This is a genomic window from Pedobacter sp. 01N416 (genome assembly GCF_056399685.1).
On the sequence record NZ_JBFTRT010000062.1, the window covers coordinates 1 to 16,242 of the forward strand.

Consider the following 16,242-nt stretch of genomic DNA (forward strand, 5'->3'; position numbering starts at 1 on the left):
ATACACCATATAAACCTAACACCAAGAACAGCGCAAATAAACTTGCGTGTACCCTGTTCCAGTTAATGCCAACAGATTTACCTTGTGCTTCGCGGCTTAATTCATATACTCTTATTGCTTTACCAATAATTGCAATGAATAAGCATACGGCAAGGAAAACCAGAATATAAAATATTACCGATTTATAAACCTCACCCATATCAACTTTCGGTGCCGCGGCAGCACCTGCTGCTGCATCTTGCGCAAATACGCTAGTGTTTGCAAAAACAGTAATCAATACTGCTAAAGCTGCGGTCGTTTTATTCGTTATAAACTTTCTTAAACTCATTTTCTTAAAAGTAGTACGCTGTACTGCTAATTATAATAATAATTAAATATTTGCTTTATCCTATCACCACTACAGTTGATGATGCAAACTTTCTTGTAATAATGGGTGGTTCTTTGCAATTAACGGTTTTTTGCTTAATGATGTTAAAACCGTAAAGGTAAACAATCCTACGAAACCTATTGCAGTACCAATTTCAATGATCCCAAAACCATTATGTCCTTCTTCTACCGCTCCTGGCATAATCATTTGGTAGTAATCTACCCAGTGACCTAAAAGTACCACAATAGAAACGAACAATAATTTTGCATCTGTTCTTTTGTTATCTCTGTCCATTAATAATAATACTGGCGCTAAGAAGTTCATGGCCAGGTTTAAGAAARACCAGAACTTGTAATATTCAAAGCGTTTGTAGAAATATACAGTCTCTTCAGGCATGTTTGCATAGTAGATCAATAAGAATTGAGCAAACCATACGTAAGTCCAGAAGATAGAGAAACCGAAAATAAACTGACCTAAATTGTGTAAGTGGCTATTGTTAACCCATTGCATATAACCAGCTCTTCTTAATAAGATAAGGATAATGGCGATAGTAGCTAAACTGCTTACCCACATAGCGGCGAAGTTATACCAACCGAACATGGTTGAGAACCAGTGCGCCTCTAATGACATTACAGTATCGAAAGCAAAAATTGGCGTTGTAAAACCGTAAATTACCAAGAAGATACAAGCATTTTTAAAGCTTTTTCTGTAAGAATTTAAACCACCTGCTAAATCTTCATTGTAAGAAAACTTAACAAACATGATCGAAAATATACTATATATACCCAAGAACACCACTTGGCGGCCTAAGAAAAAAGGTACATTTAAGAACACCGACTTACCAGCGATCAAAGAATCGTAGTTAGGGCTGTTTGGATCAGTTAATCCATCAGCATGCCAGTGGTGATATAGATTATGTGTATATAAACCTGCCGAAATTACTACAACAAGTATTACAGCTGCAATAGGCAATGTTTTTGCCATAGCTTGTGGTACACGTAAAATTGATGCAGACCAACCTGCTTGAGCTACATATTGAACAGCCAGGAAAAATGTACCCGACATACAAACGCATGCAAAGTAATATGCCATAAGCAACAGGTTAGCAAAAGTACGCTCGTGCATTACTTTATCGCCGGCTAAGAAACCGAACAATACAGCCGCAATACCGATAACGATACCAACAATGCTTAAGGTTTTTACTTTACCTGTAAACTCAAACTGTTCACTAAAATTAATATTGTGAGTTCCCATTTATATTCTGCTTTACTATTGTCCTTTTTGTAATTGTTGAACATACATCACCACTTTCCAACGATCTGTTGGTGAGATTTGCGAAGCATGCGAGCCCATGTTATTTACACCGTATGTAATGGTGTGGTAAATTTTACCTGCAGTAAGATCAACCATGTTACCACCTCTAGACGATGCGCCTGTTTGATAAGCAGGTACACCACTAAATTTCTCAATTTTAACTAAGTGTCCTTGTCCATCGCCTTTTTCTCCGTGGCAAGGGCTACAGAAAACGGTAAATAAGTGTTTACCCTGAGCTAAATTAACTGTATCTACTGGTAAAGGGTTAACCATACTCACACCTGCTGCTTCATATCCTTCTTTTGTATTGGGATACTCATCATATTCAGTAAAACCTACTGGTTTAGTATGTGCAGGTGGCAACTGAGCTGTTTTACCATCTTTAAAATTTTTGTTTGGTTGATCTGGATTGTAAGCAATCGGATCATACATGTTTCTGGCATATTCTAAGCCAGTACTGCGTTTATCTTTACAAGCAGAAAAGGTAGCTGCAAAAGCGATAGCTAAAAACGCCGTGTAAACAAATTTATTCTTATTCATAGCTAATGTACTTCCTTTCATTATACTTTATTTCTAAAGCACCTGCATCTTTTAATAATCCATCAATTACAGTATGTTCTACATTGTCTTTTGCATCAACTGCAATAACAAAACGATCATCAGTAGCACGTAAATCCATCACTCTTGGTGCTCTTCCCGGAAATAAGTGAGTAGATGCATAATAAGTTAACACCATACCGAAAGCACAGAATAATACTGTAAGCTCGAACATTATCGGAATAAAATCCGGTAATGCAAATGATGGTTTACCACCTATGTTTACTCTCCAATCGATTACTGCGCAGAAATAAATCAAAGCGAATGCACAGCAAGTACCGGTAATACCAAAGCAAAATGCCGCGATATCGATTCTAGATCTTTTAATTCCTAATTTGGCTTCTATTCCGTGTATAGGCATCGGTGTATATACATCATGAATGCTGATGTTATTTTCCTGAAGCTTTTCGATGCCGTGCATCATTTCGTCAGGATCGCCAAAACTGCCTAAAATATATTTGATATCACTCATTGTTATATTTTTGCGTAATCTTCTTGTTTAACACTATCAAATTTTTCTAAAGACTCTACGTATTCTGCAACGTATTCTTTATTCTCATGCCCTTCTTTAATCTGTTTCATTTTGGCTTGCTCACTTGCAGTTTTTAATAATAATTTAACCTCTGCTATAGCGATTGATGGTAATACTCTTAAGAATAATAAGAATAAAGTAAAGAACAAACCAATTGAACCTACGAATACACTGATATCAACCCATGTTGGATAAAACATCGCCCAACTTGATGGAATATAATCGCGGTGTAATGAAGTAACAATAATTACGAAACGCTCAAACCACATACCGATGTTTACTACGATAGATAAGATCCAGGTAGCACGGATGCTTAAACGGATTTTCTTGAACCATAATAGTTGTGGTGAGATTACGTTACAAGTCATCATCATCCAGTATGCCCACCAGTAAGGACCAGTAGATCTGTTAATGAAAGCATATTGCTCATATTCAGAACCCGAATACCAGGCGATGAAAAACTCTGTTAAATAAGCCACACCTACGATAGATCCGGTTAAGATGATGATTTTATTCATCGACTCGATGTGGAACATGGTGATGTAGTTCTCTAAGCCTAATACTTTACGTGCAACCAATAATAAGGTTAATACCATCGCAAAACCTGAGAAGATCGCCCCTGCTACGAAATATGGAGGGAAGATCGTGGTGTGCCATCCTGGAATTACCGATGTTGCAAAGTCCATTGATACAATCGTGTGTACCGAAAGTACAAGTGGTGTGGAAATACCTGCTAAGATTAACGACACCGCTTCGAAACGCTGCCATGTTTTAACACTTCCACTCCATCCAAAAGAGAAGATAGAATAGATTTTTCTACGTGTGCCTACTGCACGGTCGCGGATGGTAGCAATATCTGGTAATAAACCCGTGTACCAGAATAATAATGATACCGAGAAGTAAGTAGAGATTGYAAACATATCCCATACCAATGGTGAGTTAAAGTTTACCCAAAGTGACCCGAACTGGTTTGGTAAAGGTCTCACTGCAACCACCCAAAGTAAAGCGCCTAATGAAGCAAAGGTAAAACCAATCCACCAAGCTTTATTTGGCTTGTTTTCTACCGGGCCTAAAATATCATCCGTAATTTTTGCATACGTGATGTTATCTCCGGTAATTAATGGTTCTCTAAGTATTGATTCGTTATGTCCTGACATAATTTGTATTTTCTTTATACTAAAGCTTACGCTTGTACTGTTGTATCTGTGTTTCTAATTTTTGTCATGTATCCGATACCCGGTTTCACATTGATCTCTTCTAATACGTAGTAGATACGCTCAGAACGTAATGCTTTTGAAACCTCTGAATTTGGATCATTTGCATCACCAAATACAATCGCATTTGCTGAACAAGCTTCCTGACAAGCCATTTTAATATCGCCATCTTTTAATGGACGTTTCTCCAGTTTAGCTTGTAATTTGCCACCTTGTATACGTTGAATACACATAGAGCATTTTTCCATTACCCCTCTCGAACGTGTAGTTACATCAGGGTTTAAAACTAATTGGGTAAACTCGTTATTTAAATAGTTATCGAAACGTGAATCGTTCCAGTAGTTAAACCAGTTGAAACGACGTACTTTATACGGACAGTTATTCGCACAGTAACGTGTACCTACGCAACGGTTATAAGCCATGTGGTTTAAACCATCACTTGAGTGTACAGTTGCCAATACCGGACAAACTGTTTCGCAAGGTGCATGATCACAGTGTTGGCATAACATTGGCTGGTGAACCACAGAAACATGATCTAAGTCTTCTAACTTAGCAATTTCTTTCTCTCTGGTTACATCACCAGCTGCAGTTTCGTAGCTATAATAACGATCGATACGGATCCAGTGCATTTCACGACGACGGCGAACCTCATCACGGCCTACAACAGGAATGTTGTTTTCTACGTTACAGGCAACAATACAAGAACCACAACCTGTACAAGCATTCAAATCGATTGCCATAACCCAGTTGTTACCTGGTTTTTCGTATTGATCCCAAAGATCGTAATCTTTATGCTCGCCTTTTTCGTTACCAGCTCCAGGATTTTTTAAGTACGCCGCAAAAGTAGCTTCTTTAATCACTGCTCGGCCCTCGAAAGAGTGGTGAGTTTGTGTTTGAGCCAATTCGTAATAACCGCCTGTTGGGGTAATGGTTACCGAAGTAGCATATTGGAAAGTTCCATTTACAAAAGAAACAAAAGGGAAAGCATTTTTACCCACATCGTTACCAGCTTTACCAACTTTGGTACGGCCATAACCTAATGCGATAGATGCAGTTCCTTGTGCTTGCCCTGGCTGGATCAATACCGGAAGATCTACTGAATATCCGTTGCTCGCTTTAACCGTTACAACATCAAATTCTTTAACCTTTAATTTCTCGGCAAACTTAGGTGCAAGTGCAACATAGTTATCCCAGGTTACTTTAGAAACCGGATCAGGTAACTCTTGTAAGAATGCGTTGTTTGCATTTTTACCATCACGCATCGGGATGCTTTCGTAAACCTGTAATTCTACTTCTTTAGCTAAAGCTTTGCTGCTATTCGCAATTGAAGTAGCAACTTGTGCTAAAGATTGTGTGAATGAATATACTCCAGCGGTTTTTGCTGTTGCAGTAACCACTCCTTTTTCTAAAACTTCTTCCCATTTCAAACCAACAGCTGGTAACATTTTAGCTTCCCAGTTGCTGCGTACAAACTGATAGTAATCTTTAACCGGAGCATCAGCCCAGGTTAATAAACTTTCTTCAGCCTGGCGGCTATTGAAAACAGGGTTGATAGTTGGCTGAACGATAGAATAATATCCTTCGTAAGCGTTTGCATCACCCCATGATTCTAAATAGTTATGGTTAATTGCAATGGCATCACAAGCGGTTGCAGTTTCATCAGCACGATCAGAGAATGAAATTTTAGCAGGAACCTTAGCTAATGCATCAGTAAATGCTTTGGCATTTGCAGCATCGTAAACTGGGTTACTGTTTAAGAATAAAACAGCACCAACTTCGCCGCGGTTCATTTCAGCAACTAAGCCATTGAATTCGGCATCGTTACCTGCATATAAATAACAAGGGTTATCCAAATCGATAGTAGTACCATAACTTCCGATAGCGGCGTTAATGGCATTTACTAAAATCTGAGTAGAAACATCGTTCGAACCACAAACTACAAGGCCTTTACCTTTAGCTTGTACTAATTCTTTAGCTACCAATTTAATTACTTTATCGGCAGTGGTGTTGTTACCTAACGTTCCGCCAGGTAAAGCACTACCGGTAATTGCATTGTATAAGGCAATTAAAGCAGGTCCTTCTTCCGATAATTTAACCGGAACACGGGTATCTGCATTGGTACCTGTTAAGCTCATTCCACTTTCGAACTGAATGTGGCGGCTCATTTTTTTATTTTCTAACGATTTGTAGTTACGGTTAGCAGTATACTGAGCAGTAAACTCTTCTCCGCTAATCCAGGTACCTAAGAAATCGGCACTGAAACTTACAATTAAATCGGCCTTATCAAAGTTGTATTTAGGTAAAACTGCTTTACCGAAACTGTTTTGGTTAGCCTGGATAATACCAGTATAAGAAACCGCATCGTACTGAACCAATTTAGCAGCAGGATATTTTGCAATAAACTGCGCAATAACTGCATTAGTTGATGGGCTGTTTACGGTTGATGCTACAACACGGATTTTCTTTCCACCCGCCTGTGCTTTTGCCAACTCGCCTTTTACAAAGCTGTCGATTTTTGCCCAGGTAGTTTCTTCAACTTTTCCATCTTTTACTAAAGCTGGCGCTTTTAGTTTAGATACATCATATAAATCTAAAACCGAAGCTTGCGCTCTCGCATCCGTACCGCAGTTAAATTGACCCGCATTTAGATTTGGTTCAATTTTAATCGGCCGACCTTCCCTTGTTTTAACCAAAATACTCTGGCCATTAAAGCTAGACGTATAATAGTTAGGAATACCTGGAGTAACCTCTTCAGGTTTTACCAAATAAGGGATAGATTTTTTTAACGGTGTACTTTGGCAGGCAGCTAATGTAACGGCACCTAAACCAAAACCTAACGCCTTTAAAAAGTCGCGGCGTGGGGTAACGGTACTTAACCCTGCTTCATTTAAAACATCTTCTATTGGAAGTGGCTCGGCGAATTCGTTTTTGCTATTCTTAACAAAATCGGGTGTATTGTTATACTCCTCTAAGCCTTTCCAGTATTTTTTGTTGCTTTCCATTTAAGCTATATTACTGTTTATTCGAACGTTCTTACTAAACTCTATCTATTAATAGTGGCATTTACCACACTCTAAACCACCCAATAACGCTGGTGTAATTTTCTCGCCTTTTTTAATCTTCTCGTGCGCTTCGATAACCTTAGCGTAGAAAGCATTATTTTTCTGACCAGAAATATCTGTTTCCTTATGGCAGTTAATACACCATTTCATGGTTAATGGAGAATATTGGTAAATTTCTTCCATTGTATTAACAGGACCGTGACAAGCGAAACATACAGGTTCTGTTGGTTGTAATCCTTTTGCTTTACGGATTGCATCTTCTGCAACAACTACGTGTTGAGAGTGATTGAAGTAAGCAAAATCAGGAAGGTTGTGTACACGTACCCACTCCATTGGTTTAGCTTTACCTTCATCATATTTCTGTGTTTCAGGATCGTAACCTAAAGCATTGTAGATTTTTTTGATCTCAGGAGAAATCTCACCATCATATTTATCTCTCGCCTGAACAGCTTTATGGCAGTTCATACAAACGTTTAATGATGGAATAGTTGCATTTTTAGATTTAAATGCTCCATTGTGGCAATACTGACAATCGATCTGATTGATACCCGCGTGCAACTCGTGAGAGAATTTAATTGGCTGAACTGGTTGGTAACCGGTATGAACACCAGTATTCCACATGCCCATCCAACCGAATGAACCTAAACAGATGATTAAACACAAGATAAAGAACATTACAAATTTCTTGTTTTTGAACATCTTGCGCACACCTACCTTTAATGGCACATCTTCTTCAATCTCGATACCTTGTTTTTGTAAAATCAGGCGTTCTAACAATTTAGAAGCACGGCCTAAGATTACTAAAATAACAATCGCCAATACAACGATAGCCACAATACCTGCAATTGATAAACCTGAAGTAGATTCGTCTTTTACTGCAACACCACCTGCCGGAGTAGCGGCTTTTGGCTCGCCTTCTTTAATGTACGCTAAGATATCTTTTACTTTTGCATCATCTAACTCAGGGAAGGTAGTCATTGCTACTTTACCGTTATCGTTAAACAATTTAACAGCTGCAGGATCTCCGGCAGCAATCATAGCCGCRTTGTTCGGAATCCATTTTAACAGGAACGCTTCAGGGTGACGATCGCTTACTCCTTCTAATGCCGGACCAATAACTTTGTGATCTAACGCATGGCACGAAGAACATTTTGCTTTGAAAAGCGTTCTTCCTTCTTTAGCATCCTGCGCATTTACGGTAGAAACCGCTATTACGGAAATTGCTGAAAATACGAATAACGACTTCCAAACGCTTTTTAAAATCATCGAGATATCTCTCATAATGAACACTTTATACTTATTTAATTTACTTTTTGTTGTGAAATTGATGCTGAACTAGGGGTAGCCCCACCAAAACTTGAACAAAAGTATAACTTATTAATAAATCCCATGACATAATAGTGACTGGAAATACAATTTATAATCATTCTAAACAAATGTCATTTCAAGCCATTCAGGCAATAAAAATGCCCATTTTTGATATGTTATCTTCAATGGGCATACTAGAAACCAATTTGGTTTATTTATTTTTAATGATTATTGTTTTAATATCCAGGCAAACATTAACGGTGCTACAATTGTTGCGTCACTTTCTACAATAAATTTTGGGGTGTGGATATCTAATTTACCCCAGGTAATCTTTTCGTTCGGTACAGCACCAGAATATGAGCCATAAGAAGTGGTCGAATCTGAAATCTGGCAGAAATAACTCCAGAAAGGAATATTTTCCATTTCCATATCCTGATAAAGCATTGGCACTACACAAATAGGAAAATCGCCGGCTATACCGCCACCAATCTGGAAGAAACCAATTCCTTTGCCTCCGCTGTTTGCAATATACCAGTCGGCCAACCAACCCATATATTCAATACCACCTTTTACAGTAGTTGCGGTAAGTTCTTTTTTCATCACATACGATGCAAAAATGTTTCCCATGGTAGAATCTTCCCATCCCGGAACTACAATTGGCAAATTCTTTTCAGCCGCAGCAAGCATCCATGAATTTTTAGGATCAATTTCATAGTATTGTTCTAAATCTCCGCTTAAAAGCATTTTATACATAAATTCATGCGGAAAATAACGCTCACCTGCAGCTTCGGCATCCATCCAGATTTTTTGGATGTGTTTTTGTAAACGGCGGAAAGCCTCTTCTTCAGGGATACAGGTATCGGTAACACGGTTGTAATGGTTTTCTAAAAGGTCCCATTCATCCTGCGGACTTAAATCGCGATAGTTTGGTACACGTTTATAATGTGAATGTGCTACCAGGTTCATAATATCTTCTTCAAGGTTTGCACCAGTACAAGAAATAATAGCCACTTTATCCTGGCGGATCATTTCTGCAAGTGAAATTCCCAATTCTGCAGTACTCATTGCACCAGCAAGTGTGATCATCATTTTACCACCTTCATCTAAATGCATTTCGTATCCTTTAGCCGCATCCATCATTGCCGCAGCATTAAAATGGAGGTAATTACGCTCCATAAACTGAGATATTGGTCCTCTTGTATTGCTCATTTCGTTTTGTATTGTTTGCCGCAAAAATAGGTATTTAGGCCGAAAGGTAAAAGCGTTTTACGCTTGGGGCATGGCGTTTAGCGTTAAATTAGTCCCAAGTCCATAGTTTTCAGTCCAAAGTCGGTTAAAATCATAAAGCGCATTTCCCTCGCGATTGTCATCCTGAGCGTAGTCGAAGGATCTTTTTTGAAAAGCAGTTGCTTAGCCCCTATTAAAGGTAGTCCGGCTTTCCGGTACAAGTCCGTCCCGATGAATCGGGATACCTCACCTGTGGGCTTTTCCCTATAATCCGGTTTAGGTGGCCTAAATCTTACAATTATTAAAGTTTGTCCCAACCCATAGCTACAAAACACAGATCTGTATGACTTCTCGCAACCCCAAATAGTACGGCAAGCCACGCCACCTAAACCCGACCGTAGCGGGATGCTCCCAATTTAAGAACTTGTCTGTTTTGTTTTTTATTGTGCGCTTGCTTGTTTCACAGGTTTCATTGGAGCAGAAGCGGGGGCGGGACTGTTCGCCCCTAAATGCTACTGTATCTGCTTTCAAAAAAACAATAAAATAACCGCTAATAGAAGAATTCTCTCCAAATTGGTTAACTGAACAATTAACCGATTTCCCTCGCGATTGTCATCCTGAGCGTAGTCGAAGGATCTTTTTTTGAAAAGCACTTGAAGTAACATTAATTACAAGATATCCGCGACCAGTTAACCATTTTAAACAATTAACCGATTAACCAATAATTGGCAGTTTGCGGTCACCAATGAACAAATGACCAATGAACGAATGAACTATAACTAAATTTCCTTTTCTTTGTGGCAATGAAAAAATATTATCTAATTATTTTACTTGCGCTCATTTCAGGAAGTTCGTTTGGACAGATGAAACTGATCAAAAAGATGCTCTCAAACGAAAAAGATACTACCCGTAAAGCAAGCTTTTTACCTCTACCAGCTTTTGGTTATAGTCAGGAAACAGGGTTTGAATTTGGTGTTGGTGCCATTTATTCATTTTACATAGACCGTAAAGATACGTTGAACCGCAGTTCCAACTTCGCCTTGAACACAACCTATTCTACCAAAAAGACAGCTAATTTTATGCTTAAAGGCGATGCCTGGACGAAAGGAAATAAATATCATTTTATCGGTGATATCCGTTTCAAAAACCAGCCATTTAATTTTTATGGTATTGGCAACAATGCAATAAAGGCAAATGAAGATAAACTAGACCAACGGGTATTTAAAACACTTTTCGATGCGGAAATGAACACCTTACCGAAGGCTTATACAGGTGTTTCGCTAGGTTTTGAGAATTACCATTTTATCGACAAGGAAGCCGGAGGCATTTTTACCACCAACCCACAGATTTTGGATAAAGATGGTGGATCTGTAGCCTGGATCGGTGCATCGCAAAGTTACGATACACGGAACAGCAATAATTATCCAACAAAAGGCTTTTTTGGTAGGGCAACCTATCAATACGCACCCGATTTTTTTGGCGGAGAAAGTTTTAATGGCTCACAGATTAAGCTAGATCTCCGTGGTTTCTTTAGTCTGGCACCAAAAGTAGTTTTAGGGGTACAGGGCATTTTTTATACCATCCAAAGCAAAAGCACCCCATTTTACCTGTTACAACAGTTAGGCAACGACCAGATGATGCGCGGTTACTATAGTGGCCGCTACCGCGACGAAAACCTGATGGCGGCACAAGCCGAAGTCCGCTACCGTTTTATGAACCGTTTTGGCATTGTAGCTTTTGCGGGTACAGGTAAAGTATTCGCAAACGGTCAGTTTAACGGCGATGGGCTAAAACCAAACTTTGGTTTTGGCGGTCGCTACTTTTTCGATCCGGCAAAAGGCTTGAGTGTTCGGGTAGATTATGGAATAGGCGAAAAATTACCAAATGAAAAACGCCAGGCCGGGTTTTACATCAGTTTAGCAGAAGCGTTTTAGTCGAAAGGTGTGCAAGATGGAGGGCTTCGTAATATGATCCTGTTCATTAGTTGACCTACTCGTTTTGTGATCCTKAGCGTAGTCGAAAGATCTTTAACCAAGTTACCAATGACAGATTACAACGAATGGTCGTCTTTCCCGCGCAGGCGGGAATCTTAATGCAAGCTACAAACCCTACTAAGGCATTACGATTCCCAATCAAGTTGGGAATGACGATTTGCCAGCACCTTTTCTCCTACATCCCTAATTACTCCTCTTCCGCTCCTCTTCGTTCCCCGGCTTCCTATCCTGCTGTTTAATTTTTTCATTGCCAAAATTATAACGGAAGGCAATCTTGAGTTGGCGGTTATCGTAATAGTTATTGTACTCCTGACTGATATTATTGATCAAACTCTTAAAACGGTATTGGTTGGTTTTTAAAACATCGGTAGCGGTAATGGCCAATTGTATCTTTTTGTTAAATAATAACGTTTTTATACCCAGATCGAGGTTGTATTGGCTTTTATTTTTGTTCAAGCCATCAACTGCGGGGAATTGGCACCAGAAATTCGCCTCGCCTAAAATAGTTTTCGATGGGTTAAAAACAAACTGATTTAATGTAGAAAAATAAGCACCAAATCCATTCAGGTTACTTAGGGTTTGCGTGATATTGGAATTTGATGTATTATAAAAAACATCAACCTGATTGATACTTTCCAACCATTTCAACACATTAAAAGTAACTGCATTGCTGAACTGATAATGATACCCTGTAATAAAGTTAACAGGTTTGGCTGCCTGAATATTAGTGCCAGCATCAATAAAATTTACATCATTAAAGCCGTTTGTGGTATGACTAAAAGATAGTCTCGTGGTGAAAACATTATTGTAAGTATGCGAAATTTCAATGTTGTCGTTATAAGATGGTTGCAAAAAAGGGTTTCCTTCTGTATAAGCATATTGGTTGCTGTACCAACGGAAGGGATTTAGTTTACGGTAAGCAGGTCGGTTGATCCGACGGCCATAATTAAGCGCAAAAGTACTTTTATCATTTGCACGATAAGCGATGTAAAATGTAGGGAAAAGACGGAAATACTCATTTCGATTTTGTTCATTAACGGATATGCCATCAATCTGCGTATATTCTCCACGCAGCCCAGCTTGAAAATCCCAACTCCTTATGGTTTTATTATAATTGACATAGAGGGCCTGTGTATTTTCCTGATAGTTGAAAAGGTTGGTTTGGCCCAGATCTAATTCGTAAATTGCATTACGGGCTTTGTAAAATGCAAGATCACTCTGGTTATTGATAAAGCTCAGTTTTGTACCGAAGGATAACTTAAAGGTTTTATAGGGCAAGTCTACATCGACTTTTAAGGTATATAAATCTATATTTTGTTTGCTGGTTGATAGGTATTCGACAAAAGAATTCGGAATAATCGCTCCATTTTGGGAATAACTTGTATTGTTAAAAAGCCTGTTTTTATCATCATTGTATTTAAACCAATCGCCGTTAATGGTCAATTCTTTCCCTGCTGAATCCAAGGCCTGTTTTAAATAAATATTGGCCGAATGATAATGAGACCTGATTTTGGCATTGGCATCAGAATTCAACACCGAATCTAAATTACCTGTTTTGCTATAAACAGTGGTTTTAACATTTTCTTCGGAATGGAAGTTGGTTAAACCACCGTTATATGATAAACCCAATACTGTTTTTGGGGAGACCTGATAATCAATTCCGATCTGTCCGCTGGGTACCGTTCTAAAATTCCGGTCTTTATTTACAATATTCCAGCTCTGTGTAGGATAAAAAACGTCACTTTGTTCAAACGGCACAAGAGATCCTTTTCTGATATTGAAATTTGAGGAGAGCGTAATTTTATTTTTCCGAAAACTCAAATTCCCACCTCCTGATGCCGTTGGATGAGTAGCTTGTGAAAAAACAGTATTAACCGACCCTCTAAAGCCTTCGGCAGTAACTTTCTTCAATACAATATTAATCAAGCCATTATTTCCCTGGGCATCATATTTTGCCGGCGGATTGGTAATCACTTCAATCTTGGCAATGACGCCTGATGGAATTGATTTTAAATAATTCGCCAGTTCATCATCCGATAAGGGCACCAGTTTATCGTTAATCATAATGTTAATACTACCCCTGCCCACCAATGAAACCCTATCATTCAAAACCCGCACGCCAGGCACTTTCGAAAGTAATTCCAATGCATCGGTTCCGACAGCAGAAATGCTATTCTCTACATTAAAAATGGTCCTGTCGATCTGTTTTTCTATTAAAGCTTTTCTAGCATTGATCTGGACATCAGTAAGCCTGTTTGGGTTTTCCTGAAGTTGAATATTAATTACAGTATCTTCTGTTAAGGCAAATGACTGGTTTACAGCTTTAAAATTGATTGCAGAAAAAACAACCGAATATTTCCCCGATGGTAATTTGAATTGGTAAGTGCCTAAACTATCGGTTTGGGTATAAAATACTTTATTTTGAGGTGCTGAAATCTTAACCGTAACAAAGGGTAAAGTTTTAAACTCCTTATCCGTTACCTTGCCCGAAAGGTTAAACTGTGCCCGGGAAGAGAAGCCACAAAAAACAGCAATAAAAAAGAAAATAGACCGGAACATCTAACGGTTTAAATCAGTACCGTATAATTTGGCTTTTTTTGTTTTTATATCAAAAAATAAGCTATCAGCCCTCACTTTAGTATCGCCCGAGGTCATGGTGGCGTCGTTAACAAGCACTGTATTATCTTTTTTATTGTAAACAATTTTAGAACCTGACAACTTTATCTTGTTATAGAACAACCTTGCATTTCCAAATAGAGATACGATAGATCTATCCTTACTCATTTTAACAGAATCCTTGGCAACATATTCTACTTTGTCATTCAACTTTGTTAAAAAATCCTTCTCATGCGCAGCATCATGTATATTCAATCCAACCTTACCCTCTCCATTTTCAGCCCTATAGCTTCCGTCTTTCAAATTAAATACAATTATTTTAGCAGTTGCAGATCCACCTTCTTTGGCTTTTAATACTGCATTTTTGGCGATCATTTTACCATTAAGTTGATCCAATTCTACGTATTCGGCTTCTAATCTACAGTTCACAATATCGATAACCGCATTTTCCATGTAAGAAACTTTATGCTTCACATCACCGATTATTTTTTTGAATGAAATGATTTTAGGCTCAACTGGTCCGCCAACTTTTGTTGTATCATTTTTCATCGCAGCAACCTTCTGTTTGCCATCGCTAAGATAAAACCGGTTATAAAGCGCTTCATTTTTGATCGTATATTTTTTAGGTTCAGAATACAGCACAATCATTTTATCTGTATTATAAGTATTTTTTGAAATCAACTTTTCTCCAATAAATTTAACCAGTACCTTATCGCCAGCTTTAAAATTGTCATCCTTTATGTTCTGTGTTTTAAGGTTTAGGTTGATGGTAAAAAACCCATCATTCAAAACAATCTTTTCAATCTTACCATTGGCACCTTTTTGAATTGATTTAATTTTAGAGGAAGCAAAACGTGCTTTATTGGCTTCATATAAAAAAGCATGCTTGTCTATTTTTGGTTCGTAAATTAATTTTCCCGTTAAGGTTGTTACTTTTGTCGGATTATAGATTGGTCCATCTGTTTCTGCGATAACTTTACCACTTTTATTCATTCTCTTCATATTCGCAATCCTACCCGATATGTAGGCTATAAGTCCATCGCCAATCTTAATTTTTTCTTTAAAGCCAGTGGCTTCTACCGCATAGACTTTCCCTTCTGATAATAAATCGAATGTATAGCCACCCACTGAAGTTTTTCCAATTTTCAGCACTTTTCCCTTCAAAGTTCCCTTATAAAAATCTTTTGAAGGTTTACTCTCCTCCTTTTTATTTTGCGCGTATACCACCTGAACAGCAAATAACCAGATCAGTCCCATGACAACAGGTATTGCTAATAAATACATTAATTTCTTCATGTTTTTAGATTTAGYGTGGAACAACATTTTAATCCGGTCTTTAATCGGGCTCTTCACAAAATTGTGGATCAGCGGTACATCACTTTTGCTGATCGTCAATTTTAACAGGAGGTTGGCGTATTCCTGATTGCCAAAATCTGTAGAAGTGATTTCATCTGCCTCATATTCATGTATCTGCTCTAAAGCTTTATCATATAAGTAAACAACAGGATTAAACCACAAAACGGCTTTAAAAACCATTAAAACAATTTTATCTATCGAATGGTATTGCCTGGCATGAACCTGTTCGTGTTTGAGCAAAATCGATAAATCGGCTGTACTTAAATCTTCATCATTTATAAAAACATAGTTAAAAAAAGAGCAATTGGTAAAACCTTCTGTTTTGGTAATCAGCTTTAGGCCATCGCCATTTTTAGTGTACCTATTGGTATGCTTAAGCAAGCTGAACAAACGCCACAGGCAAACCAACAGTAAAAGTGAAGTTGTAATACCATAAACGTAATACATCACCGCCATCCAGTCGATTTTATGCACTACCCCTGGCTGGTACTTCACCACAATGGGCTGAATGAGCTGAACAGGTGCTTGAGTTAGGGGTTTTATTTCAGGTATATTAACCGGAACCTCAGTTTCCACTATTGTTATTTCTCGCTTAACTTCGAACTGCAAAGCCGGAATAATAAAACTAAGCAATAGTGTAGCCAGCAAATAAAAG

Annotated in this window: 10 protein-coding genes and 1 pseudogene; 1 reads left to right on the forward strand and 10 read right to left on the reverse strand. The window is 38.3% G+C overall.

Annotated elements, in window-relative coordinates:
- The 8 genes and pseudogenes from AC1DND_RS05540 to AC1DND_RS05575 all read right to left on the reverse strand — a co-directional run.
- A pseudogene (locus AC1DND_RS05540) lies at positions 1-328 on the reverse strand (cytochrome c oxidase subunit II); the annotation flags it as partial.
- A gap of 69 nt (positions 329-397) precedes the next feature.
- Positions 398-1,621 carry a quinol:cytochrome C oxidoreductase gene (locus AC1DND_RS05545; protein ID WP_477579768.1) on the reverse strand — a complete coding sequence of 408 codons (1,224 nt, stop codon included), beginning with the start codon at positions 1,619-1,621 and terminating at the stop codon, positions 398-400.
- A 15-nt stretch (positions 1,622-1,636) separates the two neighbouring features.
- Positions 1,637-2,242: a c-type cytochrome gene (locus AC1DND_RS05550; RefSeq protein WP_057931704.1), complete on the reverse strand. Its 606-nt coding sequence runs from the start codon at positions 2,240-2,242 to the stop codon at positions 1,637-1,639.
- A complete protein-coding gene (locus tag AC1DND_RS05555; protein WP_029275887.1) occupies positions 2,214-2,750 on the reverse strand; it encodes a DUF3341 domain-containing protein in 537 nt (178 codons plus the stop codon). Before AC1DND_RS05555 ends, AC1DND_RS05550 begins: the two co-directional genes overlap by 29 nt.
- 2 nt (positions 2,751-2,752) lie before the next feature.
- On the reverse strand, positions 2,753-3,967 hold the full coding sequence (gene nrfD / locus AC1DND_RS05560; RefSeq protein ID WP_477579771.1) for an NrfD/PsrC family molybdoenzyme membrane anchor subunit: 1,215 nt from the start codon (positions 3,965-3,967) through the stop codon (positions 2,753-2,755).
- A gap of 26 nt (positions 3,968-3,993) precedes the next feature.
- A complete protein-coding gene (locus AC1DND_RS05565) occupies positions 3,994-7,026 on the reverse strand; it encodes a TAT-variant-translocated molybdopterin oxidoreductase (protein WP_477579773.1) in 3,033 nt (1,010 codons plus the stop codon).
- A gap of 48 nt (positions 7,027-7,074) precedes the next feature.
- Positions 7,075-8,367, reverse strand: coding sequence for a c-type cytochrome (locus AC1DND_RS05570; protein WP_477579775.1), 1,293 nt, complete (start codon positions 8,365-8,367; stop codon positions 7,075-7,077).
- A gap of 255 nt (positions 8,368-8,622) precedes the next feature.
- Positions 8,623-9,603, reverse strand: a complete 981-nt coding sequence (locus AC1DND_RS05575) for a deoxyhypusine synthase family protein (RefSeq protein WP_477579777.1) — start codon at positions 9,601-9,603, stop codon at positions 8,623-8,625.
- An 821-nt stretch (positions 9,604-10,424) separates the two neighbouring features.
- Here AC1DND_RS05575 and AC1DND_RS05580 point away from each other — a divergent pair.
- Positions 10,425-11,555: a BamA/TamA family outer membrane protein gene (locus AC1DND_RS05580; protein WP_477579779.1), complete on the forward strand. Its 1,131-nt coding sequence runs from the start codon at positions 10,425-10,427 to the stop codon at positions 11,553-11,555.
- Positions 11,556-11,798: 243 nt separating this feature from the next.
- Here AC1DND_RS05580 and AC1DND_RS05585 read toward each other — a convergent pair whose 3' ends face one another.
- A complete protein-coding gene (locus tag AC1DND_RS05585) occupies positions 11,799-14,174 on the reverse strand; it encodes an outer membrane beta-barrel protein (RefSeq protein ID WP_477579781.1) in 2,376 nt (791 codons plus the stop codon).
- A partial coding sequence (locus tag AC1DND_RS05590; RefSeq protein WP_477579782.1) for a M56 family metallopeptidase occupies positions 14,175-16,242 on the reverse strand: 2,068 nt, incomplete at its 5' end.

Excerpts from the sequence above, each read along its gene's own strand:
- AC1DND_RS05575 (WP_477579777.1), bottom strand. The coding sequence starts at position 9,603 with ATGAGCAATACAAGAGGACCAATATCTCAGTTTATGGAGCGTAATTAC.
- AC1DND_RS05565 (WP_477579773.1), bottom strand. The coding sequence starts at position 7,026 with ATGGAAAGCAACAAAAAATACTGGAAAGGCTTAGAGGAGTATAACAAT.
- AC1DND_RS05580 (WP_477579779.1), top strand. The coding sequence starts at position 10,425 with ATGAAAAAATATTATCTAATTATTTTACTTGCGCTCATTTCAGGAAGT.
- AC1DND_RS05585 (WP_477579781.1), bottom strand. The coding sequence starts at position 14,174 with ATGTTCCGGTCTATTTTCTTTTTTATTGCTGTTTTTTGTGGCTTCTCT.
- AC1DND_RS05550 (WP_057931704.1), bottom strand. The coding sequence starts at position 2,242 with ATGAAAGGAAGTACATTAGCTATGAATAAGAATAAATTTGTTTACACG.
- AC1DND_RS05555 (WP_029275887.1), bottom strand. The coding sequence starts at position 2,750 with ATGAGTGATATCAAATATATTTTAGGCAGTTTTGGCGATCCTGACGAA.